This is a genomic window from Paratractidigestivibacter faecalis (genome assembly GCF_003416765.1).
Lineage (GTDB): Bacteria > Actinomycetota > Coriobacteriia > Coriobacteriales > Atopobiaceae > Paratractidigestivibacter > Paratractidigestivibacter faecalis.
Window position 1 is genome coordinate 707,941 of record NZ_QSNG01000001.1, and the last position, 25,804, is coordinate 733,744.

Here is a 25,804-nt window from a genome sequence, read left to right on the forward strand (position 1 = left end):
GAAATGTTGCGGGGGATTAAACCCTTCCTTCCAGGCCGATTCCTTTGGGGCGTCGGTGGCGGTTCCGGCTCTTCTAGCTCCGACTCCATCAAGGTCGGCATCATGGGCCCATTCTCCGGCGACGTCGCCCAGTACGGCATTGCCTGTCGCAACGGTGCCCAGCTCTACTTCAAGCAGCTCAACGAGAAGGTCGGCGTCAACGGCAAGCAGATCAACATGGACGTCCAGGACGAGAAGGGCGACGCCACCGAGGCCGTCTCCGTCTATAACAAGCTCGTCCAGGACGGCGTGACCGCCATCGTCGGCGACGTCACCTCCACGCCGACTATCGCCGTCGCCCAGGCCTCAGTGACCGACAACACGCCGTGCGTCACCGCCGCCGCCATCACGGCCGCCGGCCTTGAGGCTGCCGAGAAGACCGGCGAGGTCGCGGGCTCCGATGCCTACAAGCAGGCCGTCATCGACGGGATCGCCTCCGCCAAGGTCTCCGGCGTCACCGGCGAGATCTCCTACTCTGGTACCGGCGACCCGGTGAAGTCCACCCTGATCATCACCTTCAAGGATGGCAAGGAGGAGATCTTCGACACCATCGACGCCTAGTCTGATGGAGCTTTGGGTCTCATCGCGGGCACCGAGGGCCTCCTGCCCCCGGTGCCCCTCGCATAACCGCTGTGTCTGGGCAATGCGAGCCGGGCAAACCGAGTGTGAAGGGAAGTGTTTGCCGTGACGTTCATCACGCAGGTCCTAAACGGCCTCCAGCTGGGTAGCATCTACGCGCTCGTCGCGTTGGGCTACACCATGGTGTATGGCATCATCCTGCTGCTCAACTTCGCGCATGGTGACATCATCATGGTCGGCGCATACATCTCCTGGCTCGTCATGAGCAAGCTGGGGCTCAATCCGGCCATCGCCGTCGTGCTCTCCATCGTGGAATGCATGCTCCTCGGCGTCCTTATCGACAAGGTGGCCTACGCGCCGCTGCGCGACGCACCCAGGCTCTCCATTCTCATCACGGCCATCGGCGTCTCGTACTTCCTCGAGAATGGCTCCCAGCTGCTCTTTGGAGCGGACGCCAAGGTGGTGCCGGCCTACACCAGCGTGAGCAACATCCAGGTCGGGGACCTCACGCTCTCCTTCTCGGCCATCGTGACCGTCGTGGTCACGGCGGTTGCCACGGTGGTCCTGACCTTCCTGGTGCAGAAGACCAAGCTCGGCAAGGCCATGCGCGCCGTGTCCGAGGACATGGGCGCCGCGCGCCTCATGGGCATCAACGTCAACACCACCATCTCGTTCACGTTTGCCGTGGGCTCGGCACTTGCCGGCATCGGTGCCGTCCTCTACTGCATGGCCTATACGCAGGCAAGCCCCACCATGGGAATCATGCTGGGCACCAAGGCCTTCGTGGCCGCGGTCCTGGGCGGCATCGGGTCCATCCCGGGCGCCGTCATCGGCGGCCTTCTGGTCGGGTTCGCCGAGGTCTTCGTCTCTGCCATCGGTCTTTCCGTCTGGCAGGACGCTGTCGTGTTCCTGCTGCTCATCGTCGTGCTCATCGTCAAGCCGACGGGCCTTCTGGGCCGTCCGATGACGGAGAAGGTCTAGGGGTGGCAGCATGACAACCAAGAACCCCATGGGCGAGGAGAAGCCCGTCATCACCACCGGCATCGGCCGGGCCAAGGGCGCCTACCGCACCCTGCCCACGCCCGTGCGCTATGCCATCAACTTCGCGCTCGTTGCCGTCTTCATCATGCGCATGATGCCCGTCATGGGCGTCTCCGCCACCGAAATGGCCTCCGGCAGCCCCGCCGCGGTCCTTCTCTTCGTGTTTGGCCTGCTCTTCGGCGGCGTCTGCGCCGCCGTCTGCGGCCTCGTCATCGGCATCCCCGCACTGCGCCTCAAGGGCGACTACCTGGCCATCATCACCCTCGGCTTCGCCGAGATCATCCGCGTGGTCATGCTCAACATCGACAACGTCCTGGGCTTTGACCTCACCGGCGGCGCCAAGGGCCTCACGGGCATCCCCAAGTACACGAGCTTCCTTGACACCTTCGTGGTCGTGGCCATCGTGATCTTCCTCATCCACACGTTCATGAAGAGCCGCCACGGCCGCGCCGTCCTGGCCATCCGCGACAACGAGATCGCGGCCGAGGCCTCCGGCGTCAACACCACCTACTACAAGACGCTGGCCTTCGTGGTCTCCGCGTTCTTTGCCGGCATCGGCGGCGGCCTGTACGCCGGCTGCATCGGCGTCATGGCGCCGGCCAAGTTCGGCTTCGTGAAGTCCGTCGAGATCCTGGTCATGGTGGTCCTGGGCGGCATGGGCTCCATGCTTGGCTCGGTGGTCTCCGCCACGGTCCTGACCATCCTGCCCGAGGCGTTGCGTGCCTTCTCCGACTACCGCATGCTGGCCTACTCCATCGTCCTCATCCTGGTCATGATTTTCCGTCCGCAGGGCCTCTTCGGCTCCTACGACTTCTCGCTCTCCCGCGTGATCGAGCGCGTCATGAACGGGGACCTTCCCTGGAAGAAGGGCGCCCAGCCCGCATCCGAGCCCGGCGAGAACACCAAGGAGGTGGGCACCGATGAGTAGCGCAAACGCCAAGCGAGACGTGCTCGTCCAGCTCGAGACCCCCAATCTCATCCCCGAGCGCGACCTGGGGCAGATTCCGGTCCTGCAGGCCCAGCACCTGGGCATCGACTTCGGCGGCCTCACTGCCGTGGACGACTTCAACATCGCCATGGGCCGCACTGAGATCTCTGGCCTCATAGGCCCCAACGGCGCCGGCAAGACCACCATCTTCAACCTGCTGACCAACGTGTACCAGCCCACCCGCGGCACCGTCCTTCTTGACGGCTACGACACCGCCGGCAAGAGCGTCACCGAGGTTAACCACATGGGCATCGCCCGCACCTTCCAGAACATCCGCCTCTTTAGCCAGATGACGGTAGAGGAGAACGTCCTGGTGGGCTTTGGCCACTCCATGAAGTCCAACCTGCTGACCGACGTCTTCCGCCTTCCGGGCCACTGGAAGCAGGAGGCGGAGTTCCACGACAAGGCGCTCGAGCTTCTCGACATCTTTGACATGCGCAAGTACGCGGACGCCAAGGCCGGAAACCTGCCCTACGGCGCCCAGAGGCGCCTGGAGATTCTGCGCGCACTGGCCACCGGCCCCAAGGTGCTGCTGCTCGACGAACCTGCGGCCGGCATGAACCCGGCCGAGACCGAGGAGCTCATGGAGAACATCCGCCGCATCCGCGACGAGTTCAGAATCGCCATCCTGCTCATCGAGCACGACATGGGCTTGGTCATGGGCGTGTGCGAGGTCGTGGGTGTGCTCGACTACGGCCGCATCATCGCCAAGGGAACGCCCGAGGAGATTCAGAACGATCCCAAGGTCATCGAGGCCTACCTGGGCAAGCAGGGGGTGAACTAACGTGGCAGAGACCATGCTCTCCGTTCATGACCTGCACGTCAGCTACGAGGCCATCAAGGCCGTTCGCGGCATCTCCTTTGACATCAAGCAGGGAGAGATCGTCACGCTCATCGGCGCCAACGGCGCTGGCAAGTCCACGACGCTCAACACTGTGGCGGGCCTCATCAGGCCCGACTCCGGCTCCATAGAGTTCAAGGGGCAGAGCATCGTGGGCGTGAAGTCCCACAAGGTCGTGGAGCGCGGCATGGCGCTGTGCCCCGAGGGGCGCCGCGTCTTCTCGCAGATGAGCGTCTCCGAGAACCTGGACATGGGCGGCTACACCCGCTCCGAAGCCGAGAACCGCGAGACCCTACAGCGCGTCTCGAGCGCTTCCCGCGCCTTAAGGAGCGCGTGGGCCAGATGGCGGGCACGCTTTCCGGCGGCGAACAGCAGATGCTGACCATGGGCCGCGCCCTCATGAGCAAGCCTGACCTGCTCATGCTTGACGAGCCCTCCATGGGCCTGGCCCCCATCCTGGTGCAGGAGATCTTCGACATCATCAAGGAGCTCAACGCGGCCGGGACCACGATCCTGCTGGTAGAGCAGAACGCCAACATGGCGCTCTCCATTGCCGACCGCGCCTACGTGCTTGAGATCGGCACCATCAAGAAGACCGGCACCGGCGCCGACCTCCTCCAGGACGACGATGTCCGCAAGGCCTACCTCGGCGGCTAGCGAAGAAGAGCGTTGCCCTGCGTTTGTGTCTGGCCTACGTGTATTAAGAGTTTGATACACAATGCCTCCCTTGGCACATACAGCCCGTGCATGCACGGCCGTTATGTGCCAAGGGAGGCTTCCTGTATCAAATTCTAAATGCACGTTCTTTTTTTGCTCTGGTGGGCAGCGTCTGTGGGTTTTGTGACGCGTGCAAGCGTACGCTGCCAACTGGGCGTGCAGGTACATAAGGCCGTTAACTGACTGCATTGCTCTTTCAGCGGATTTCCGCCTGCGGTGCATTTGCTACCGTCTGCGGGCTCCGCCATCTGTGCGTCACGCTTCCAACTTCTTGGGTATTCTCGCCTGACTGTTGCGGTCGGAGGGAGAGAAGACCATGGGCGTTGACATCTGCCTGGGAGGTACGTCGGCTATCAGGGCGTGGCGAGAAGCGCGGGCACGCGTCTCTCTGGGCAACCAGATGGATGCGGATGACCCAAAGTTTCGGCCGCTGCTCTCACGCCTGATTCGCGGTGAGGGCCCATGCCTGAATCTAGTTGACCTTCCAGCCGAATCCTCATTGCAAGAGCTGCCTGCAATGGTGTGCTCGTCCAGCCTGGGCGTTCTCGGTCCAGACAATGAGAGGGTTGAAGTCCTGCTCGGAGCGGCCAGTGGCCGCCGCTACTTCAAAGGTCTTGCTTGCTCGGTGTTTGGGGCGCCTCTACCCAATGGGTCGCTCAGAGTTTTGCGAGAGGGGCTTCTCGTCCCGTCTCCCGAGATGCTGGTTGTCCTGGCGGCACACGTCTTTAGCCAGCTGGAATTGACCCTGCTCGTTTGCGAGCTCTGTGGCTTTTATGTCCAGGCTCCGGGTTCCGATGCGGGCTTCCTCGCTTCTCCGCCGGTGATGACTCTGAGCGGACTCTCTACGTATGTCACTGATCTTGAGCACCTGTGCAAGGAGGGAAACCATAGGGTTCCCAATGGCCTTGGAAAGGCCAGGTTCGCATGCGCCCATGCGGTCGAGCGCTCCGCCTCGCCAGCCGAGACCGTTTGCGCGCTTCTGCTTTGCCTGCAGCGTCGGTATGGCGGCTATGGTCTTCCCAAGACCTCTCTGAACGGGTTGGTGGATGCCGACAACACCTCGTTTGCCTGCGATTTGCTTTGGAAGCCCCAGGGAGTCGTGGCCGAGTACCAAGGAGCGTGTCATGACGCTGCGTCCTCTGCCTCGCAGGACCGAAGAAAGGCGGTCTTGCTTGCTGCGGAAGGGTTCAAGGTTATCCAAATCGGCAAGGAGGACGTCAGGGTGCTCTCTCGCCTTGACGCCGTTGCCAAGGCGATTTCTGCGGCTCTAGGCGTTGCCTGGCGGCCGCCTACCGAATCCTTTAGGGCGGCGCAGACCGAACTGCGCCGGGTTCTTCTCGCCGGGTGGTGAGGCTGCCTTGGAAGACGGATTTGCGTGTATTAAAACCTTGATGCACGCAATGCCCTAAAGATCTTTTGCGCCGTTCATGCACGCCTCTTTAGTGCTAAACGCCCCTTCGTGTATCAATTAGTTAATACACGAAGGGGCGTTCGATATGCGGTGCCATTATCGTCAGTCGAGAAGTGTCAGCCGAGAAGCGCCCCTCGCCGCTAGTGCACCTCGACGGTGGTGCCGAGGGTGTTGGCGGGTAGGGTGTGGAGCCAGAAGCCGGGGCGCAGCTGGCGGATTGCGGCCTCCACCTGGGCGGCAACGTCGTCGCCGTCGCAGACGGCCAGCATCGTGGAGCCGGAGCCAGAGATCATGAACGCTGCGGCTCCGGCAGCAAGGGCGCACGCGCGCAGGGGCTCGTAGTCCGGGATGAGCTTGGCGCGGTAGGGCTCGTGCAGCCTGTCGTGGCTGGCCTTTCCCAGAAGGGCGGCGTCGCCGGTCTCCAGCGCCCTCACCACGGCCACGCAGCGGCCCATCTGCCAGACGGCCGTGGACGTGGGGACCTCGGTGGGAAGCACGCGGCGGGCGTCTGCCGTCCGCACCTCATAGGGAGGAGCCACAGCAACAAAGCGCAGGTTGGGGGCTATCTCCATGCGGATGCTCGTGGTGTCGTCGCCCTCCACGAAGGAGCTCACCAGGCCGCCCATGATGGCCGGGGCCACGTTGTCGGGGTGTCCCTCGATGGCGCACGCAAGCTCAAGGCACCTCTCGCGGTCATAGCCGGAGGGCGAGAGGGCCATGGCGCAGGCGACTCCCGCGATGACGCAGACCGAGCTGGAGCCAAGGCCGCCCGAGAGCGGGATGGGGGAGAGAATCGTGATCTTGAGGGGCTGCGCCTTGCAGCCGAGCTCGCGGCAGGCGGTGAGGTAGCTCTGCCAGACGAGGTTGTCCTCGCCACGGAAGCGCTCCTCGCAGCCGTCGATCTCAAGGCACCCTGCCGGCGTCATCAAGAACGCGGCCGTGAGGTCGAGCGCCAGTCCCAGGCAGTCAAAGCCCACGCCCACGTTGGCCGAGGTGGCGGGAACGCGCACCAGGACCATGGGGCGCGCCTGTCCGTCGGCCCCGATCACAGGAAGACCCTTGCGCAGGAGCTCTCCACGAAGGCGCCCATCTTGGCGCGGTCGCAGACGTCCTCGTGAAGGACGGACAGGTCGCGAAGGCCGGAGAGCTGGGCCGGGGCCGTGGTGCCGGTGGCCTTCTCCAGCGCGTCCATGCAGGCAAAGCCGCTCATGCCGGAGGTGTCTTGGCCCAGCGCGGCCAGCACGTCGGAGCTGAACTTGTACGGGCTTGCTGTGGAGAGGCACACGCGCACGCTGCCGTCTGCCGGCACGGCGTCCAGCACGCTCTTGGCCACGGCTGTGTGCGGGTCGATGAGCGCGCCCAGCTCGCTCCAGGTGGAGGCAATCTCGGCGCGCGTTGCGTCGTCGTCGGCGCGCCCGCACGCAAAGACCTCCTGGATCTTGGCGAGAAGCCCCTCGGGCACCTGGTAGAAGCCGTTCTCGCCGAGGTCGGCCATGAGGCTGGCAACAAGCTCGCAGTCGCCGTCGCTCATGTAGTAGAGCAGGCGCTCGAGGTTGGAGGAGACCAGGATGTCCATGGAGGGGCTGATGGTCTTGGCAAAGTCGCGGCGGCGGTCGTAGGTGCCGGTGGTGATGAAGTCCGTGAGCACGTCGTTTTTGTTGGACGCAACAACAAGGCGGGCCACGGGCAGGCCCAGGAGCTTGGCGTAGTAGCCGGCCAGCACGTCGCCGAAGTTGCCGGTGGGAACGCAGAACGTGACCTTCTCCCCAAACTTGACCGCCCCGGCGCGCATGAGCTGCGCGTAGGCGTCAAAGTAGTAGGTCACCTGCGGCGCCAGGCGGCCTACGTTGATGGAGTTGGCGCTGGAGAGTGCGACGCCCGAGGCGGCCAGGCGCTGGGCGAGGGCCTCGTCGGCAAATATGGACTTGACCTCGCTTTGGGCGTCGTCAAAGTTGCCGCGGATGGCACAGACGGCCACGTTGTCGCCGGCCTGGGTGGCCATCTGGAGGTGCTGGACGTCGGAGACCTTGCCCTCGGGGTAGAAGACGGTGACGCCGGTGTGCGGCACGCCCGCAAAGCCGTCCAGGGCCGCCTTGCCGGTGTCTCCGGAGGTGGCGGTGACAATCATCACGTCCCGGCCGTCGCCTGCGCGCGCGACGCTCATGAGCTGCGGCAGCATCTGCAGGGCGACGTCCTTGAAGGCGCTCGTGGGGCCGTGGTAGAGCTCAAGCAGCCAGTCCGCGCCGAGCGGGGTCACCGGGGTCACGGCCGGGGTGTCCCACTGGCTGCCGTAGGCCGCCTCCACGCACGCCGCGAGCTCGTCCTCGGCGTAGTCGGGAAGCAGGATGCCCAGCACCTGGCGGGCCGTCTGGTGGAAGCCCTGGGCGCAGACGGCCGCAAGGTCCATCTTGGTCTGACCGAGCCAGTCCGCCACGTACAGGCCGCCGTCGGGGGCGATTCCGCGAAGGATAGCTTGCTTGCTTGTTACGGAATCGAGCTTGCTACGCGTGCTGTGGTAGAACGAGTTCACTGCGGTCTCCTTGCGTCATGTGGCAACTACGGCAGATGATGCAAGCATCATACCTGCAGGATTTTGAGTGTGGCACCATGGACACAGACTTGAAAGATTGGACGAACATGAAGATCGCCCTTCTCGGCTATGGCACCGTCGGACGCGGAGTCGACAAGATCATCGGCGAGCGCGTGGACGACGTCGAGGTCTCCCGCATCCTCGAGCTGCCCGACCGCCTGAGCGACCCCCGCATGACCTCGGAGTACGAGGACATCGTCTCTGACCCCGAGATTGGCATCGTCGTGGAGTGCATGGGCGGCATCGAGCCGGCCCACGCCTTCATCATGCGCGCCCTCGAGGCCGGAAAGCACGTGGTGACCTCCAACAAGGCCGTGGTCGCGGCCCATTTTGCAGAGTTTGCCGCCTGCGCCCTGGAGCACGGCGTGAGCCTGTTCATCGAGGCCTCCGTCGGCGGCGGCATCCCCTGGATCGCCGGCATCGAGAAGGCCCGCCGCGTCGACGAGGTCACGTCCTTCTCGGGCATCATGAACGGCACCACCAACTACATCGTCTACGCCATGCTCAAGGATGGCGCGGACTTTGGCGAGGTCCTGGCCGAGGCCCAGTCCCTGGGCTACGCCGAGCGCGACCCCTCGGCCGATGTCGACGGCATCGACGTCAAGAACAAGACCGTCATCACGGCCTCCGTGGCCTTCGACGTGGCCTGCGAGAAGGACATCCCGGTCTCCGGCATCCGCAACCTCACCAAGGCCGACCTGGACCTCTTTGGCGAGCGTGGCCTCACGGTCAAGCTCTTGGGCCGCGGCGTCCAGCAGGACGGCCGCTACGCCGTGGCCGTCGAGCCGGTCGCCGTGCCGCTGGAGTCTCTGGAGGCCAACGTCCCCGGCAACTTCAACCTTGTGACCCTCGACGCCACCACCGTGGGCGAGCTCAAATTCTACGGCCAGGGCGCGGGCAGCCTCCCCACCGGCAACGCCATCGTCCAGGACGTGCTCGACTGTGTGCGCGGCACCCGCGCCCCCGAGTACGACTTCAGCCGCGGCCTGGCCTACGACCCGGAGCTGCTGCGCGCCAGCTACGTCATCCGCGCGTCCCAGGCGCCGGCAGGCTCCGAGCCCTACGCCGAGGGCGCCTGGATCGTCCGCGACGTCACCGCAGCCGCCGCCCGCGCGCTTCTGGACGAGGCGCTTAAGACCGACCCCGCCGCCTTCATGGCCGCGCTCGCATAGGAAGGGCTTCCACGCACATGATCAAGATCGCTAAGTTCGGTGGCTCCTCCGTAGCCTCGGCCGAGCAGTTCCGCAAGGTCAAAGGCATCGTCGATTCCGACCCTGACCGCCGCTTCGTGGTGGTCTCCGCCGCCGGCAAGCGCTTCTCCGGCGACAACAAGATCACCGACCTGCTCCTGCTGGTCAACGCCCACGTGCAGTACCACGTGGACTGCACGGCGCTTCTCGCCGACATCCAGCAGCGCTTCCAGGACATTGCCGACGAGCTGGGCCTCAAGTGGCCGGTTGCCGAGAAGTTCGAGGCCTTCGCGCGCAACATCAAGAAGCACTCCCCGGAGTACGTGGTCTCCCGCGGCGAGTGGTTCACCGCCAACCTCGTGGCCGAGTACCTGGGGCTTCCCTTCGTCGACGCCGCCGACGTCATGGTCTTCCACCACGACGGCTCCGTCGACATGGAGCGCACCGCCGTCCGCCTGAAGGACGTCATGGTCCGCAACGGCTCCTTCGTGCTGCCGGGCTTCTACGGGGCCACCGTGGACGGCCAGATCAAGCTCTTCGACCGCGGCGGCGGCGACATCACCGGCGCCATCCTGGCCCGCTGCATCAACGCGGACCTCTACGAGAACTGGACCGACGTCTCGGGCTTCCTCTCCGCAGACCCCCGCATCGTGGACAACCCCCGCTCCATCAAGCGCATCACCTTCGACGAGATGCGCGAGCTCTCCTACATGGGCGCCTCCGTCCTGCAGGAGGAGGCCATCTTCCCGGTGCGCGAGGTCAACATCCCCATCCAGATCAAGAACACCAACCGTCCGCAGGACGAGGGCACCATCATCCGCGAGTCCGCCGAGGCCGGCGAGGACGAGCACCTCATCACCGGCATCGCCGGCAAGAGGGACTTCGTCTCCGTCCACATCAAGAAGGCGCACATGTCCGGCGAGGTGGGCCTCGTCCGCAAGACGCTGGCCATCTTCGAGCGCTACGGCGTCTCCGTGGAGCACATCCCCACGGGCGTCGACTCCTTCGGCGTCATCGTCAACGGCGCCGACGTGCGCGACTCCATCTACTCCATCATCTCGGACATCCGCAAGGAGATAAGCCCCGACGACGTCTCCATGGTGGACAAGCTCGCGCTTCTCTCCGTGGTCGGCCGCAACATGTCCAAGCGCTCCGGCACCTCCGGCAAGGTCTTCGGCGCCCTGGGCGACGCGGGCATCAACATCCGCATGATTACCCAGAGCTCCCAGGAGATCTCCATCATCATGGGCGTCAACAACGAGGACTTCGAGCGCGCCATCAAGGTCATCTACGACCGCTTTGTCGCGGACGAGATGGTCTGTGCCGGCGCGGCCGAGGTCCAGTAGGCAAGGCGTAAGAGGCGAGAAGCCCGTCGACCCAGATGCGGCCCGTCCCGTGCGGGCCCACCGAAAGGAAGAGACATGGCCCAGAAGACCGTAGCCATCCTCGGCGCCACCGGCGTCGTCGGCACCCAGATGCTCCAGTGCCTGGAGGAGCGAGACTTTCCCGTGGGCAAGCTCGTCCCGCTGGCGAGCGAGCGCTCCGTGGGCAAGACCGTGACCTTCCGCGGCGAGCAGGTCCCCGTGCAGCTTGCCTGCCCCGAGGCCTTCGAGGGCGTTGACATTGTCCTGGGCGCCGCCGGCGACGCACAGGCCAAGGAGCTCATGCCCGAGGCCGTCAAGCGTGGCGCCACCTGCGTGGACAACTCCCACGCCTTCCGCCTCTACGACGAGGTGCCCCTCGTCATCCCCGAGATCAACGCCGGCGACATCGCCAAGAACCAGGGCATCATTGCCAACCCCAACTGCGCCACCATCATCGGCCTGGTGCCCGTCTGGCCCCTTCACCAGGAGGCCCACGCCACGCGCCTGATCGTCTCCACCTACCAGGCCGCCTCCGGCGCCGGCATGCCGGGCCTGACCGAGCTCGAGCGCGAGATGGCCTGCGTCGCCTCCGGCGAGCCCGTGGGTCAGACCAAGCCCTTCCAGCACCAGCTCGCCGTGAACCTCATCCCGCAGATCGGCGGCTTCAACGAGGTGGGCTACACCTCCGAGGAGATGAAGATGCAGAACGAGGGGCGCAAGATCATGCACCTGCCCGAGCTGCGCGTCAACTGCACCTGCGTGCGCGCCCCCGTCATGCGCTCCCACTCCGAGAGCATCACCGTGGAGTTTAAGAAGCCGCTCAGCCCCGAACGCGCCCGGCAGATCCTTGAGGCGGCGCCTGGCGTCAAGGTCGTGGACGACCCTGCCAACAGCGTGTACCCCATGCCGCTTGACACCTCTGACCAGGACCTCGTTTACGTCGGTCGCATCCGCGAGGACCTCTCTGCGCCGGACGGCGTGAACTCCCTCACGTTCTGGTGCTGCGGCGACCAGATCAGGAAGGGCGCGGCGACAAACGCTGTGCAGATTGCGGAGTACCTGTTGTAGGAACGGTTGGGCCTCCCGCCCTTCTCCGTGCTCAAACAGTCCTGCTCGCACGAAGGCCACATTAAGTGGCCTTCGGCTCGTGCGGAACTGCGCCGGAGAAGGGCGGGAGGCCCTTCCTGTGGCAGGGTTGACTCCTTCCGCCTAATTCTGGCCGGGAGGGTGACGGCTCAAAAGCGGGTTAGCTTAGCAGGCGGGTTATCCAATCGGCGGTCAGTGAGGTGAAGAGCTCGGAGTGCTCGAACTGGAGGTTGTGGCCGGAGATGTCTAGGACGGCGTAGGTGCAGCGGGGGAGGTGCTGGATGAGCCTCAGCTGGTCCCTGTAGCCGACCATAGCGTCCTGGCGGCCGCAAAGGATGAGGGCGGGTGCCGCAAAGGGGCGTGCTGCCAGGGCCTCGTCGACGTCGGGGGAGAGGGGCAGGTGCTCGTCGACGGCGTCCATGAAGGCAGGGTTGGCAGCGGAGAAGCCCGGGGCCTCCTCGGTGGCAAAGCGCTCCCATGTCTGGCGGTCGGCTCGCACCGCGAGCTGCAGGAAGCTCTCGCGCTCGGCGTCGGAGAGCGTGGCCAGAAAGGCGTCGTCATGCCTGATGAGCTCGAGCTTCTCCACCTGGCGGGCGCCAAGGTCGGGAAGGGTGAGCGGGCAGACGAGGCCCAGGCCCATAACCCGCCCCGGGTGCTGCGTCGCCAGGCCGAGGGCCAGGTAGCCGCCGAAGGACTGGCCCGCCACGGCAAAGGGCCGTCCGGGGGCCACGTGGTCCATGAGGGCCAGAAGGCACGCCACCAGGGCATCGCTTGAGGCGAGGGTGAGGTCGGCCTTGGCGCTCCTGCCGTGGCCGGGAAGGTCGACGTACACCCTGAGCAGGCGCTCGTTTGCCTTTGCGGCAGTCACGGCGGGCTCCATGCAGCCACGCATGATCTCAAGCTGGCAGCCAAACCCGTGGACCATGAGGACGGGCAGGCCGTCTGTCGGCCCCTCGAGCTCGTAGTGGACGTCACAACCCGGATGCTGGAACCTCATGCCTGCCTCCCGACCTCGTGTGCAATACTCGCAACAGTCTATGCCATATCGCCTAAGGAGGAGCCAAGTTGCCGCTGCTTTCCAAGTACTACCTGCCCGGCCTTGCCGTCGAGGACCATTCCATTGAGGTGCCGCTTGACTGGCGCGGCACGTCCCCGGCCGCGCTTGCGGGCGTAGCTGACCCGCGCCCTTCTCGCCTGGCCTCCGAGTCCGCGGGCCTCGAGCCCGACCCGGCCTTTGCGGGGCAGAAGATCAAGCTCTTCTACCGCGTGGTCTGCTCGCCCGAGAACGTGGGCCGTGACCTGCCGCTCATTGTGTTTCTGCAGGGTGGTCCCGGCGGCGCGTGCCCGCGTCTGACCTCCCCTTCGAGCGACGGCTGGGTGGAGGAGGCCATCAGGCACTTCAGGGTGGTGCTGCCTGACCAGCGAGGCTGCGGCCGCTCCTCTCGCGTCGACGGCGCCCGCATGGAGGCTCTTGCCGCGCAGGCGCGGCGCGAGGGCGCCGACCCCGCATGCCGCCAGGCGGACTACCTCAAGCGCTTTTTGGCAGACTCCATCATCAGGGACTTCGAGTACCTGAGACTCTCGGAGTTTGGCGGAGCGAGGTGGGTGACGCTTGGCCAGAGCTATGGCGGCTTCCTCACGCTTGCCAACCTCTCGACCTTCCCCGCCGGCGTTGCGGCTGCCTTCACCTGCGGCGGCATCCCGCACGTGCCCGCGAGCGCCGACGAGGTCTACGCCCACACCTTCCCGCGCATGCTGGCAAAGACGCGCGGCTGGTACGAGCGCTACCCGGAGGACGCGAGTCGCATGTCCCTTATTGCCGACTGCGCGGCCGCGGGCGACCTGACCCTTCCGGACGGCAGCCCTCTTTCCGTCCGCAGGCTTCAGCTCTGTGGTGGCGGCCTGGGCATGAAGCCTGCCCCCGAGCGCCTTCACAACATGCTTGACATGGCCTTTGTTGACGGGGATGGCGGCTGCAAGGACGCTCTTGCGGCCGCTGGTGGCAACCCCCAGGCGGTCACGCTCTTTCGCGGCTTCCTCGAGGACGTCCAGACCCAGACCGACTCGGCGGGCAACCCGCTCTACTGGACGCTCCAGGAGTTCATCTATGCGGATGGCGAGCTTGAGCGGCCCATCCGCTGGTCCGCGGCGCGCCAGGCGGCGAGCATGCCCGAGTTCGACGAGGACGCGCGCCCGCTCATGCTCTTCGGCGAGGCCATGTTTCCGTGGATGTTCCGCGAGGATCCTGCCCTCATGCCGTTTGCCGAGGCAATGGACCTTCTCATGGAGGACACCTCCTTCGGGCGCCTCTATGACCAGGAGCAGCTTGCCGCAAACGAGGTCCCGCTCCAGGCAGCCGTCTACTTCGACGACCTCTACGTTGACTCTGGCCTGCAGCTGGACACGCTCTCCCACGTGGATCGCTCGCACGCCTGGGTGACAAACGAGTTCGAGCATGACGGCCTCCACGGCAGCGAGGTATTCCGCCACATTCTGGCGGAGGCACGAGACCGCGGAGACCTCGGGGGCATTCTGTAGGGAATACACACCGCAGGCCTGCATGACGCATTCCTGCCGAGAAGATCGTGGGGCCCGTGCCGACGGCCTCGTGACCGCCGGTCGGTGCCCCCATGCAACCCCTCTTGCGCAGGCCCATTTGGGGTATTATGGGTTGCGACAGGGGCTAAGCCCTCCTGTTAGACGGATTTGCATTGGGCAATGCCCAGGGAACAGCCGCTTTGCAGGGGCGGCTGTTCCCGTTTAGGGGCCTTGCCCAATGCGCTTATCTGCGACCAATAATCAGAAGCAGAACTGCCAGCGCCAAGAACAGCGTGGCGTTGGAGAGGACGAACGCTGTGAGCTCGGTCATACGGGGTACACCTCCAGTCTCCTGCGGGACTCGGAGGGCGCCGCCTGCCGTGACTGTAGTTTACCCTAGTTTTGTTCGAGTGGGAACTAGTGTTCTAGTTTTCATTCGTGTATCCTCTTCTCAATACCTATCTGATGACAAGCAAAGGAGGCCCTGTGGCCACGCGCATTGTGAACCTTCTGGTGGGGCCGGAGTCGGACGGCATGCGGCTCGACGCCTTCCTGGCCACGGGGCCCGACATGCCGTCTCGCTCCGCCTGCGCGCGCCTGGTGGAGGAGGGCTCCGTCACCATCAACACCTGCGAGGCCACATCCAAGAGCGAGAAGGTCCTCTTGGGAGACCGCGTCACCTGCGAGCTTAAGGTTGAGGAGAAGGGCGCCGAGGCCGGGCTTCTCGCCCCCAACCCGGAGATTGCGCTGGACATCCGCTATGAGGACGAGCACCTCATCGTGCTCTCCAAGCAGGCCGGCCTGGTGTGCCACCCCAGCCCCGGGCACGTGGACGACACGCTGGCCAACGCCCTCGTGGCCCACTGCGGGTACGGCAACCTGGGCCTTCTGCAGGGGGAGGATCGCCCGGGCATAGTGCACCGCCTTGACATGGACACCTCCGGCCTCATGGTGGCCGCAAAGTCCGACGAGGTCCAGAAGGCCCTGCAGGACCTCATCCGCCTGCGCGTGCTCGACCGTCGCTACGTGGTGCTGGTCCACGGGTATGTAGCGCACGACAAGGGAACCATCGTCACGGGTATCGCGCGCTCCACGCGCGACCGGCTGCGCATGACGGTGACCGATGACCCTGCCGCCCGCGAGTCCATCACCACCTACACCACGCTCGAGCGCTTTGAGGCGGGACGGCGCGACGAGGGCTACAGCCTCCTTGAGTGCCACCTCTACACCGGGCGCACGCACCAGATCCGCGTCCACATGCGCCACACGGGCCACCCGGTCGTGGGAGACCAGCTCTACGGCAGGGGAGACGACGGCACCAACCATGGGCTGCGCCGCCAGTTCCTCCACTCCTGGCACATCGCGTTTGACCATCCGGTGACGGGGGAGCCCATTGAGCGGGCGGACCGTCTGCCGGACGACCTTCTCGCTATACTTGAGGGACTGAAGGAAACCTCAATGGGACGCACCGAGGCGGGGGAGCGCATCTGCCCGCAGCTCGGGGCCTCTTGGTAGGTCTCCCACGCAACTGAAAGCCGCGACGGAGGGGTAAACCACCATGCCGACGCTCGGAAGGCTCGGGCTCACGCCCATCGTGATCTTCAACATAATCATCTGGCTGTTTTTCACGCTTGCCTACTTCTATCAGCTTGTCTACATCCTCCGCGTCATCAGGCGCGGCACGGTCAAGCTCCCGGTGGCCAAGAAGAACCACCGCTATGGCTTCGTCATCGCGGCGCATAACGAGGAGCCGGTCATCGGCAACCTGGTGCGCTCCATTCTGACCCAGGACTACCCGAGCGACCTCGTGGACTGCTTCGTCATCTGCGACGCCTGCACCGATGACACCCATGGCGAGGCCGAGCGCGCCGGCGCCATCGTCTGGGACCGCAATGACCTTGCCCGCAAGGGCAAGAGCTGGGTCCTCGACTACGCCTTCAACCGCATCCTCGACGACTTTGGCGACAAGTACGAGGCCTTCGTCATCATGGACGCCGACAACATCATCGCGCCCGACTACCTCAAGATCATGAACCAGGCCTTCGATGCCGGCTACCTCGTCTGCACGAGCTACCGCAACTCCAAGAACTTCGACTCCAGCTGGATCAGCTCCGCCTACGCCACGTGGTTCCTCCGCGAGGCCAAGTTCCTCAACAACGCCCGCATGATGGTGGGCACCTCCTGCGCCATCTCCGGCTCCGGCTGGATGGTCTCCGAGCGCATCATCAAGGGTATGCACGGCTGGGACTTCCACACCCTGACCGAGGACATCCAGTTCTCCACCTTCTGCTGCGCCAACAACATCCAGATCGGCTACGCGCCCGCCGAGTTCTTTGACGAGCAGCCGCTCACCTTCAAGGCCTCCTGGACGCAGCGCATGCGTTGGACCAAGGGCTTCTACCAGGTGTTCTTCTCGTATAACCGCGACCTCGTCCGCGGCATCGGCAAGGGGCAGTTTGCCTCCTACGACATGCTGATGACCATTGCCCCGGGCATGATCTTGACGCTGCTCTCGTTCTTCATCAACGCCACGTACCTCATCGTGGGCAGCCTCTCCCACGGCTTCATTGCCACGCAGGGCGAGCTCCTCATGTGCACGGGCTCGCTGGTCATGACGTTTGCCTCCATGTATGTGGTCTTCTTCATCCTGGCGGTCATCACCACCATCTCCGAGCGCGAGCACATCCACGCAAAGAAGAAGTGGCGCATCTTCACCAACCTCTTCACGTTCCCCATCTTCATGATTTCCTACGTGCCCATCACCGTGGCGGCCCTGTTCAAGAAGGTCGAGTGGGTTCCCACCAAGCACGACATCGCGGTAAACTTTGACGATGTGATGGCGGAGGGTTCTAAGTAGGGGATTGGCCCTCTCGCCCTTCTCTCGAACAATTTAAGACAGTCCTCTTCGCACGAAGGCCCCGTTTAGGGGCCTTCGGCCCCTGCGGAACTCATTTTGGGGAGATGAGCGGCGGGCGGCCTGGGTTTCTCGGACGCGCTCCGCTGCCGCCAAATTAACTAACCGGTTGTTTGGGACGCTAAATAAAATGCTGGTACGTGGCTTATTTGTGCCTGACGGTTTGTTTGGCGCGTCGATGCTACAATACCGTGCAATCTGGCGAACTTTGGGGTCCTGCGTGCGCGGGACGGAAGGAGCAAGACCGTATGGCAACGTTCTTCGAGGGAGAGTCCCACACCTTCTCTGAGTACCTGCTCGTTCCCGGCTACTCATCGGCGGAGAACATTCCCGCCAACGTTTCCCTCAAGACCCCGCTCGTGCGCTTCAAGCGTGGCGAGGAGTCTCCCATCACCCTCAACATCCCGATGGTCTCCGCCATCATGCAGTCCGTCTCCGGCCCCAGGCTCGCCATCGCTCTCGCGCAGGAGGGCGGCATCTCCTTCATCTACGGCTCCCAGCCCGCCGCCGCTGAGGCGGCCATGGTCCGCGAGGTCAAGAGCTACAAGGCAGGCTTCGTGGTCTCCGACTCCACCCTCACCCCCGACATGACCCTCGAGGACGTCCTCGACATGGTCGACCGCACCGGTCACTCCACCATGCCCGTCACCGAGGACGGCACCCCCACCGGCAAGTTCTGTGGCATCGTCACCTCCCGCGACTACCGCGTCTCCCGTGACCCGCGCGACAAGAAGGTCCGCGAGTTCATGACCCCCGCCGAGAAGACCATCGTCGCCGAGGACGGCACCTCCCTCAAGGTCGCCAACGACCTCATCTGGGAGCACAAGCTCAACGCCCTGCCCATCGTGGACAAGGACGGCAACCTGGTCTCCCTGGTCTTCCGCAAGGACTATGACTCCCACAAGTCCCGCCCCAACGAGCTTCTTGACCAGCACAAGCGCTACATGGTGGGCGCGGGCATCAACACCCGCGACTACGCCGAGCGCGTGCCGCTGCTCGTCGAGGCCGGCGCCGACGTCCTGTGCATCGACTCCTCCGAGGGCTTCTCCGAGTGGCAGAAGCGCACCCTCGAGTGGATCCACCAGAACTACGGCGACAAGGTCAAGGTCGGCGCCGGCAACGTCGTGGACGCCGAGGGCTTCCGCTTTCTGGCCGACTGCGGCGCGGACTTCGTCAAGGTGGGCATCGGCGGCGGCTCCATCTGCATCACCCGCGAGACCAAGGGCATCGGCCGCGGCCAGGCCACGGCCCTCATCGACGTCTGCCGCGCCCGTGACGAGTACTTCGAGGAGACCGGCGTCTACGTGCCCGTCTGCTCCGACGGCGGCATCGTCTACGACTACCACATGACCCTGGCTTTGGCCATGGGCGCCGACTTCATGATGCTAGGCCGCTACTTTGCCCGCTTCGACGAGAGCCCCACGTCCCGCGTGAACGTCAACGGCCAGTACATGAAGGAGTACTGGGGCGAGGGCTCCGCTCGCGCCCGCAACTGGCAGCGCTACGACCTGGGCGGCGCGGCCAAGCTCTCCTTCGTCGAGGGCGTCGACTCCTACGTTCCCTACGCCGGCTCCCTCAAGGACGGCGTCGACGGCACCCTCTACAAGGTGAAGTCCACCATGTGCAACTGCGGCGCCAACTCCATCCCCGAGCTCCAGCAGAAGGCGCGCCTGACGCTCGTCAGCTCCACCTCCATCGTCGAGGGCGGCGCCCATGACGTCGTGGTCAAGGACTCCCAGCAGAGCGTGACCTACCGCTAGCCGCAAGTCAGACGGCAGACATCTCCAGATAGCCAAGAGAGGGGCCTCGGCGTTTGCCGGGGCCCTTTCTTAGGAGCGCTGCCTTGCAATCGGAATGACTGCCATCAGGGTCGCCACGTCCGCCTCGGAGAAGGCCTGGACGGTGCCTCCGCTCTTCTCGGCAAGAAGCGTCAGCCTTCGAAGGCCGAGCTCGTCGTCCCAGACCTTCGCCCCCTCGATGAACATCCACCGCACGCCCTTCTCGGGCCGCAACTTTGAGTACTACTCCGAGGACGGCTTCCTGAGCGGCCGCTTTGGCGCGGCCACGGTCCGCGGTGCGCGCTCCAAGGGCGTCATCACCTTCGTGAAGCACTTTGCCCTCAACGACCAGGAGACCATGCGCACCAAGGTGGCCACGCTCTCCAACGAGCAGGCAATCCGCGAGGTGTACCTGGCCGCCTTCGAGCCCAGCGTCTCGGGCGGCGACGAGGGCACCCTGGGCATCATGCTCAGCATGAACCGCGTGGGCCTGGTCTGGTCCGGCGACCACAGGGGCCTTGTCACCAACGTGGTGCGCGGCGAGTGGGGCTTTGACGGCGTGGTCATCACCGACCAGGCCTCCTATCCGCAGGCCTTCCCGCTGCTGGCCATCCGAGCGGGACTTGGGGCGGGCACCGACCTGTGGCTCAACTCCGGCACCGACAACTGGCAGATCGATGGCTACGCCTCCAACCCCACTGTCATGTGCCAGCTGCGCGAGGCCTCCCGCCACATCCTCTATGCCGTTTCCCGCAGTCTTGCCATGAACGGCATCTCCTCCACTGCGGAGGTGGTCCCCGCAATGGCAACCTGGCAGTAGGCCCTGACAGGCGTCGATGTGGTGGCAGGCGTCGCTGCGGTCGCAGGCGCATGGGCAATCGTCCGCAACATGCGCAGGGCCAAGGCAAAGGTCTCTGACGAGGCGCAGGACGAGGCTGACGAGAAGAATGAGGGGGTCGAGGCGTAGCCCCCGGCCGCCAGGGACCTCAGCCTGCTCTTCCAAGGGCCCCGGCTCATGTCGGGGGCCCTTCTCGCTTGATTACTGGTAAACTCTGGAAGTTACCCGTTTTGCGGCCAAAAGGAGCGCATACATGTGCGACACCGATAAGAGCGCGTTCGAGATCCCGGCCTACGATGCCGAGGCAATCGAGACCAAATGGCAGAAGACCTGGGCCGACGAGGAGCTCTACAAGACCGACGAGGACCCCTCCAAGCCCAAGAAGTACGTGCTGGAGATGTTCCCGTACCCCTCGGGTGACCTCCACATGGGCCACGCCCGCAACTACACCATCGGCGACGCCATGGCTCGTCAGGCCCGCATGCGCGGCTACGACGTCCTGCACCCCATGGGCTTCGACGCCTTCGGCCTGCCCGCCGAGAACGCCGCCATCAAGCACAACACCCAGGCGAGCGTCTGGACGCACAAGAACATCGCCCAGGCCGTCAAGACCATGAAGCGCATGGGCTTCTCGTATGACTACGACCGCACCTTCAACACCTGCGACCCCGAGTACTACAAGTGGGGCCAGTGGATGTTCCTCAAGATGTGGGAGAAGGGCCTGGCCTACCGCAGCACGTCCCCGGTCAACTGGTGCCCGTCCTGCAACACGGTCCTTGCCAACGAGCAGGTCGTCGAGGGCCGCTGCTGGCGCTGCGGCTCTGTGCCCGAGAAGCGTGAGCTCTCCCAGTGGTACCTCAAGATCACCGACTACGCCCAGGAGCTCCTGGACGACCTCGACAAGCTGACCGGCTGGCCCGAGAACGTCAAGGCCCAGCAGCGCAACTGGATCGGCCGCTCCGAGGGCGCAGAGATTGACTTCGCGCTTGCCGCCGAGGACGGCGTCACGCCTACCGACCGCAAGATCACCGTCTTCACCACCCGCGCCGACACCCTGTTTGGCGTGAGCTTCCTCCTGCTGCCGCCCGAGAGCCCGCTTGCCGCCGAGCTCGTCGCCGGCACCGAGCACGAGCAGGCCTTCATGGAGCTCAAGGCAGCCGCCGAGAAGGTCTCCTCCGTCGACCGCCAGGGCTCCGACCGCGAGAAGCACGGCGTCTTCACCGGCCGCTACGTCATCAACCCCATCAACGGCCGTCCGGCCCCCATCTGGGTGGCAGACTACGTCCTCATGGACTACGGCACCGGCGCCGTCATGGGCGTTCCCTGCGGCGACCAGCGCGACTTCGACTTCGCCAAGAAGTACGGCCTTGAGATTGCCCCGATCATCTGCGAGAAGGCCGACCCCCTCTACGAGCAGCTCAAGGACGAGAAGGAGCTCAAGGTCACGTCCGTGGACTGGGACCGCGCCATGGAGGCCGAGGGCTACCTCGTGCAGTCCGGCGAGTTCACCGGCCTCAAGGGCGGCAAGCACTCCGAGGCCGTCAAGGCCATCATCGGCTGGCTCGGCGAGCGCGGCCTTGGTCGCGAGAAGGTCCAGTTCCGCCTGCGCGACTGGCTGATCTCCCGCCAGCGCTACTGGGGCAACCCCATCCCGATGATCCACTGCGACTGCTGCGGCGACGTGCCGGTGCCCTATGACCAGCTGCCCGTGACGCTTCCCGACAACCTGGACCTCGGTGCCGGCGAGACCCTCGCCGAGTATGCGCCCTTCTACGAGACCACCTGCCCCAAGTGCGGCAAGCCGGCCAAGCGCATCACCGACACCATGGACACCTTCACGTGCTCCAGCTGGTACTACCTGCGCTACTGCGACCCCCACAACGACGAGGCCCCCTTCTCCAAGGAGGCCGTGGACCGCTGGATGCCGGTGGACAACTACATCGGCGGCATCGAGCACGCCATCCTGCACCTGCTCTACAGCCGCTTCTGGACCAAGGTCCTGCGCGACCTCGGGATGATCGACGAGGACGAGCCCTTCACCAACCTGCTCTGCCAGGGCATGGTCAAGGACGAGCATGGCGACGTCATGTCCAAGTCCAAGGGCAACGTCGTTCCGCCCTCCAGCGTCATCGGGCCCTACGGCGCGGACACCATGCGCCTCGCCATCCTGTTCATCGCCCCTCCCGAGAAGGACTTCGACTGGGACCCCAAGGCCGTCGCGGGCGCCAATCGCTTCATCAAGCGCGCCTGGAACATCGTCTGGCAGCTCTCTGACGGTGCCGTCCCCGGCGATGTCGACCCCAAGTCCCTGAAGGGCCTTGGCGCCGAGCTCTTCCGCACCCTGCACGGCATGGGCGTCAAGGCCACGAGCGACTTCGACCGCGGCCAGTTCAACACCGCCATCTCTGCCGCCATGGAGATCGTGAACGCCGCGAGCAAGTACCTGAACGAGACGCCTGCCGTCGAGCGCAACCACGAGCTCGACTTCCGCGTCGCCCACGACGTCGTGGCCATGCTTGCCCCCATCTGCCCGCACTGGGCCGAGGAGCTCTTCCACGAGGCCCTGCACCTCACGGGCTCCGTCTACAACGAGCCCTGGCCCGCGTTTGACGCCGAGCTCGCCAAGAGCGACGAGGTCGAGATCGCCGTCCAGATCAAGGGCAAGGTCCGCGGCCGCATCACGGTTGCCGCCGACGCCTCCGACGACGCGATGGCCGAGGCCGCAAAGGCCGCCGTCGCCGATCAGCTCGAGGGCAAGACCGTCAAGAAGGTCATCGTGGTCAAGGGTCGCCTGGTGAACATCGTCGCCATCTAGGGTTTTGACCTGACATTCTGATTTGGCTGGGGCCGCGCTTCTGCGCGGCCCCTTTTGTCTTGGCGCGGCGTCGGTCTGCATTTGCCTGCGTCAAAAATGCGAGGTTTAGAAGGGCTGGATGTCCGTTGAGGACGTGTGGGAGCACAAACCTCCAAATTCTGACGCAGCCCAGCGCTCGAAATTTTCAAACCTCGATTATTTGACGCTAGAGGAACTCAGACAGGCTGTGATAGAAGGTGCCATCAAGGCCTCGCATGGGCTCGGCGGCAAGCAGCGAGTCAAGCACAGCCTCCTCAGTTGCCTCCGCACACGCGCGGAAGAGCCCATCTAATGCCGCCTCAGGCAGAACCTGCAGTCCAAGTGGCATCCCATTGGCGGAGTCCGACATGTAGTTTGCCGTCGTGAACCCAATGAAGACGTCCCCGCTGCCGTGTCCCATATATGAGCCGCAGCGCACGAGCCCCACGGTCGCCCGCCTGATGACGCGCCCGAGCTGGCGAGAAGAGAGCGGCGCATCGGTGGCGACCACCACCATGACCGACCCTCGCTCGGGCTCCTCGGTCACGGCGAACTTGCCGGCAATGCGCCTGCCGATGGGCTCACCGCAGACCGCGAGGTCTGGCATGCGCCCGAAGTTGCTCTGTACGAGCACGCCCAGCGTGTACGTCGCCCCACCTATCTCTATCAGACGAGAAGAGCTTCCGATTCCGCCCTTGAGCCCAAAGCAGACCGTGCCGCGGCCGGCTCCGACTGCTCCGTGGGCGAAATCGGTGCCAGCGGCATCGATGGCATCCAACACGTCCCTCCCGCCTACGGAGCGAGCACGGATATTGTTGATCCGCCCGTCGTTTGTCTCGCCTACGACGGGGTTTATGGTGCCAGGCAGGTCAAGGCCATCCCGTTCGGCCTCGCGCAGCGCATGGGTGACCAGCGCATCTGCGACACGCCCCACGCAGAGGGTGTTGGTGAGCGCGATGGGCGTCTCCAGGCAGCCGAGCTCCTCCAGCTGCACGAGCCCACATGTCTTTCCGAAGCCGTTGAGCAGGTGCGCGGCTGCCACGGGCTTGCGTGCGTAGACGTTGCCCTCGCAAGGCACGATGACGGTCACGCCCGTGTGCGCGTCTCCATGATCAACGGTTGCGTGGCCCACACGCACGCCGGCCACGTCCGTGATGGCGTTTCGCGTGCCGCGCGGCAGCTTTCCTACGCCAATTATGAAGTCCTTCGTCATGGTTGTGCCGCTAATCGCATTGCTTTTTAGAATGGGATTGTGTACCCAAAAGACTGGAGTCGTCATGTCTGACCCTGCTTCCGTACCTCGGGGACCCAAGCCGTTTGAAGATTTGCTTAAAAGTGTAGGCCTCTCTGAGCGTGAGGCCGACGCTGTTCGCACGGTTGTCCTAGATTTGACTGCCGCTGAAGCGGCCCCCCTTATCGGTGTTGGCGGATCAACCGTTGGCAGCTATCGACAACGCGCCTACCAGAAGCTTGGCGTTGCCACTAAGTCTGAATTCCTTAGACTTCCTGCGTGCGCTGCTTGGCGGGAGAGTCTGAGACGAGAGAGGGCTTACGGCAAGGGTGCGGGGCCTGCGAATGACACTTTGAACTCTGGGACAAGATGTGAGACTCAAGTTTCTGATGCATCTGAGTCAAAGTGCCAAAGTGGAGGAGTTGAGCACGCAAGTGAAAAACTTCCTTGCGAGCGCACTCACGGTTTGGCTTTCCTCTTTTTGAAGTGTCTTGCTGTCAGCTTTGCCATGGTCTCCGCCTTTGTCACTCTTTTTGTCCTTCTCCAGCCCAGGTACAGTTATCTCGAATCTCCAAACGGCTGCATCTCTTCTGCCTATGGCGATGTTCCAAATGTGACGGGGATGCGCGCCGATAATGCAGCCCTCGCATTGGCAAGCGAGGGCTATTATCCAGAATTCTCGACTTGTGCCTCATCTGATGCCCCCGGCACAGCTCTCTGCGTTGCAGAGGTGGGCGATATGACGGAGGCTGAGCAGGAACGGTCAAACGTGGCCTGGAAGGGGGCAGCGTGTCTGGCTATAACGTGTCTGGTGATTGGAGGGCTTTTGTCTTGATCGAGGTCGCCGTTTAGCGACGCGTTCACGGGTCTATTGCCTCCGCTGAGGTGTGGCAAATGTGGCAAGTCTCGTTTTGCTACATATGTTGTCGTTGCTGCCGCATTACCTTTGCAAACAAGCCGGGGCGGCAAAAGAAGCTCTGGCTTAGCAACGTTGGTAGCTTTAAGTAGCTTTCGGAGGTGTATCAATGGTTCAGGGCCTGAGCGCGTGGGAGATTATCGGCATTTTTCTTGCCGTGGTTCTTGTTGTGGCGCTGGTCATCTTTGGGATTGTCCTTCTTTCCAGACGAATCCTCGGAAAGCGCGATTAATCTCTGCTGCGTTGTGGTCATCTGGTGGAGAAGGGCATGCCTCTGGCTGGCGCAAAGTTTGACGTTAGCTGGGCAAATGCGTATATTGTTCACGTAATCGAAGTAGTTAACCGTAGGAAGTGGGGCTGCGTCACTGGCCCCGCTTCCTTTCTGTATGTAGGTGAGAGGGAGGTCACATGCCCAAGGAGGGTGCCGAGAAGGGCATCATCGCCGCGCTCGAGGCCAAGGGGGCAGAGCACGGCATTGACATCGTCAACGTCGAGGTGGTGGGTGCCACCAAGAACCCCTGCGTCCGAGTGCGCATCGACCACGCGGACGAGCAGGCCCCGACCATCACGCTCGACGAGGTCACCGCGGAGACCGGCTGGATCTCCGACGCCATCGACGAGCTGGACCCCTTCCCGGCCGCGTTCACCCTCGAGGTGAGCTCCCCGGGCCTGGACCGCCCGCTGCGCCGCGAGCGCGACTTCGTCCGCTTCGCCGGCTCCGACGTCAGCCTCTCCACCACGGCCACCGAGGGGCGCCGCAAGTTCTCCGGGCGCCTGGAGGGCGTGGAGGACGGCCGCGTGGTCCTCACCTGTGACGCAGAGCGCGTCGAGGTCCCCCTCGACGAGGTCAAGAAGTGCAAGGTCAGGCCCGACTTCTCCAACTCGGGCAAGTAGGAAGGAAGGATTCAAC

21 protein-coding genes and 1 pseudogene are annotated in these 25,804 nt (G+C 64.3%); 18 read left to right on the forward strand and 4 right to left on the reverse strand.

Annotated elements, in window-relative coordinates; all coding sequences use genetic code 11:
• Positions 1-3: 3 nt before the first annotated feature.
• The 6 genes and pseudogenes from DXV50_RS02975 (at position 4) to DXV50_RS09520 (ending at position 5,556) form a co-directional block, all read left to right on the forward strand.
• A complete protein-coding gene (locus tag DXV50_RS02975) occupies positions 4-600 on the forward strand; it encodes an ABC transporter substrate-binding protein (protein WP_117204724.1) in 597 nt (198 codons plus the stop codon).
• A gap of 123 nt (positions 601-723) precedes the next feature.
• Positions 724-1,599 (forward strand): branched-chain amino acid ABC transporter permease, encoded by an 876-nt coding sequence (locus DXV50_RS02980; protein WP_117205964.1) that lies wholly within the window; start codon positions 724-726, stop codon positions 1,597-1,599.
• Positions 1,600-1,609: 10 nt separating this feature from the next.
• On the forward strand, positions 1,610-2,587 hold the full coding sequence (locus tag DXV50_RS02985) for a branched-chain amino acid ABC transporter permease (RefSeq protein WP_232817433.1): 978 nt from the start codon (positions 1,610-1,612) through the stop codon (positions 2,585-2,587).
• Positions 2,580-3,431 carry an ABC transporter ATP-binding protein gene (locus tag DXV50_RS02990; protein WP_117204725.1) on the forward strand — a complete coding sequence of 284 codons (852 nt, stop codon included), beginning with the start codon at positions 2,580-2,582 and terminating at the stop codon, positions 3,429-3,431. Before DXV50_RS02985 ends, DXV50_RS02990 begins: the two co-directional genes overlap by 8 nt.
• A 13-nt stretch (positions 3,432-3,444) precedes the next feature.
• Positions 3,445-4,145: pseudogene (locus DXV50_RS02995) on the forward strand (ABC transporter ATP-binding protein).
• 376 nt (positions 4,146-4,521) lie between these two features.
• Positions 4,522-5,556, forward strand: coding sequence for a hypothetical protein (locus DXV50_RS09520; protein ID WP_147556671.1), 1,035 nt, complete (start codon positions 4,522-4,524; stop codon positions 5,554-5,556).
• A 200-nt stretch (positions 5,557-5,756) separates the two neighbouring features.
• On the opposite strand, the gene thrB is transcribed toward DXV50_RS09520, so the two are convergent.
• Together thrB and thrC are read right to left on the reverse strand one after the other, a co-directional pair.
• The gene (thrB, locus tag DXV50_RS03005) at positions 5,757-6,665 is read right to left on the reverse strand and encodes a homoserine kinase (RefSeq protein ID WP_232817434.1); all 909 of its coding nucleotides are present in this window, start codon (positions 6,663-6,665) and stop codon (positions 5,757-5,759) included.
• On the reverse strand, positions 6,662-8,146 hold the full coding sequence (gene thrC / locus DXV50_RS03010; protein ID WP_117204727.1) for a threonine synthase: 1,485 nt from the start codon (positions 8,144-8,146) through the stop codon (positions 6,662-6,664). The genes thrB and thrC overlap by 4 nt, the downstream gene beginning before the upstream one ends.
• Positions 8,147-8,235: 89 nt before the next feature.
• Between thrC and DXV50_RS03015 the strand changes: the two genes are divergently transcribed.
• The 3 genes from DXV50_RS03015 to DXV50_RS03025 all read left to right on the forward strand — a co-directional run bounded on the left by DXV50_RS03015 (position 8,236) and on the right by DXV50_RS03025 (position 11,828).
• Positions 8,236-9,378: a homoserine dehydrogenase gene (locus DXV50_RS03015; RefSeq protein ID WP_232817435.1), complete on the forward strand. Its 1,143-nt coding sequence runs from the start codon at positions 8,236-8,238 to the stop codon at positions 9,376-9,378.
• Between the two features lie 17 nt (positions 9,379-9,395).
• Complete coding sequence (locus tag DXV50_RS03020; RefSeq protein WP_117204729.1) at positions 9,396-10,742, forward strand: aspartate kinase; 1,347 nt, start codon at positions 9,396-9,398, stop codon at positions 10,740-10,742.
• Between the two features lie 75 nt (positions 10,743-10,817).
• Positions 10,818-11,828, forward strand: a complete 1,011-nt coding sequence (locus tag DXV50_RS03025) for an aspartate-semialdehyde dehydrogenase (protein ID WP_117204730.1) — start codon at positions 10,818-10,820, stop codon at positions 11,826-11,828.
• 178 nt (positions 11,829-12,006) lie between these two features.
• On the opposite strand, the gene DXV50_RS03030 is transcribed toward DXV50_RS03025, so the two are convergent.
• Positions 12,007-12,843: an alpha/beta fold hydrolase gene (locus DXV50_RS03030; RefSeq protein ID WP_117204731.1), complete on the reverse strand. Its 837-nt coding sequence runs from the start codon at positions 12,841-12,843 to the stop codon at positions 12,007-12,009.
• Positions 12,844-12,911: 68 nt separating this feature from the next.
• On the opposite strand from DXV50_RS03030, the gene DXV50_RS03035 reads away from it, so the two are divergent.
• From DXV50_RS03035 to leuS, 7 genes are all read left to right on the forward strand, one after another.
• A complete protein-coding gene (locus DXV50_RS03035; RefSeq protein ID WP_117204732.1) occupies positions 12,912-14,384 on the forward strand; it encodes an alpha/beta fold hydrolase in 1,473 nt (490 codons plus the stop codon).
• 534 nt (positions 14,385-14,918) lie between these two features.
• On the forward strand, positions 14,919-15,899 hold the full coding sequence (locus DXV50_RS03040) for an RluA family pseudouridine synthase (protein WP_408634267.1): 981 nt from the start codon (positions 14,919-14,921) through the stop codon (positions 15,897-15,899).
• A gap of 43 nt (positions 15,900-15,942) precedes the next feature.
• Positions 15,943-17,241 (forward strand): glycosyltransferase family 2 protein, encoded by a 1,299-nt coding sequence (locus DXV50_RS03045; RefSeq protein WP_117204734.1) that lies wholly within the window; start codon positions 15,943-15,945, stop codon positions 17,239-17,241.
• Between the two features lie 305 nt (positions 17,242-17,546).
• A complete protein-coding gene (locus DXV50_RS03050) occupies positions 17,547-19,058 on the forward strand; it encodes an IMP dehydrogenase (RefSeq protein WP_117204735.1) in 1,512 nt (503 codons plus the stop codon).
• A gap of 94 nt (positions 19,059-19,152) precedes the next feature.
• Positions 19,153-19,896, forward strand: coding sequence for a glycoside hydrolase family 3 N-terminal domain-containing protein (locus tag DXV50_RS03055; RefSeq protein ID WP_117204736.1), 744 nt, complete (start codon positions 19,153-19,155; stop codon positions 19,894-19,896).
• 21 nt (positions 19,897-19,917) lie between these two features.
• Positions 19,918-20,043 carry a hypothetical protein gene (locus tag DXV50_RS09945; RefSeq protein WP_269801598.1) on the forward strand — a complete coding sequence of 42 codons (126 nt, stop codon included), beginning with the start codon at positions 19,918-19,920 and terminating at the stop codon, positions 20,041-20,043.
• Positions 20,044-20,167: 124 nt separating this feature from the next.
• Entirely contained in the window at positions 20,168-22,729 is a 2,562-nt protein-coding gene (leuS, locus tag DXV50_RS03060; protein WP_117204737.1) for a leucine--tRNA ligase, read from the forward strand.
• Between the two features lie 205 nt (positions 22,730-22,934).
• Here the strand turns inward: leuS and DXV50_RS03065 are convergent, their stop codons facing one another.
• Positions 22,935-23,960: a P1 family peptidase gene (locus DXV50_RS03065; RefSeq protein WP_117204738.1), complete on the reverse strand. Its 1,026-nt coding sequence runs from the start codon at positions 23,958-23,960 to the stop codon at positions 22,935-22,937.
• A gap of 1,043 nt (positions 23,961-25,003) precedes the next feature.
• On the opposite strand from DXV50_RS03065, the gene DXV50_RS09950 reads away from it, so the two are divergent.
• Positions 25,004-25,126, forward strand: coding sequence for a hypothetical protein (locus tag DXV50_RS09950; RefSeq protein ID WP_269801599.1), 123 nt, complete (start codon positions 25,004-25,006; stop codon positions 25,124-25,126).
• A 176-nt stretch (positions 25,127-25,302) separates the two neighbouring features.
• Positions 25,303-25,788: a ribosome maturation factor RimP gene (locus DXV50_RS03070; protein WP_117204739.1), complete on the forward strand. Its 486-nt coding sequence runs from the start codon at positions 25,303-25,305 to the stop codon at positions 25,786-25,788.
• The last annotated feature ends 16 nt before the right edge of the window (positions 25,789-25,804 follow it).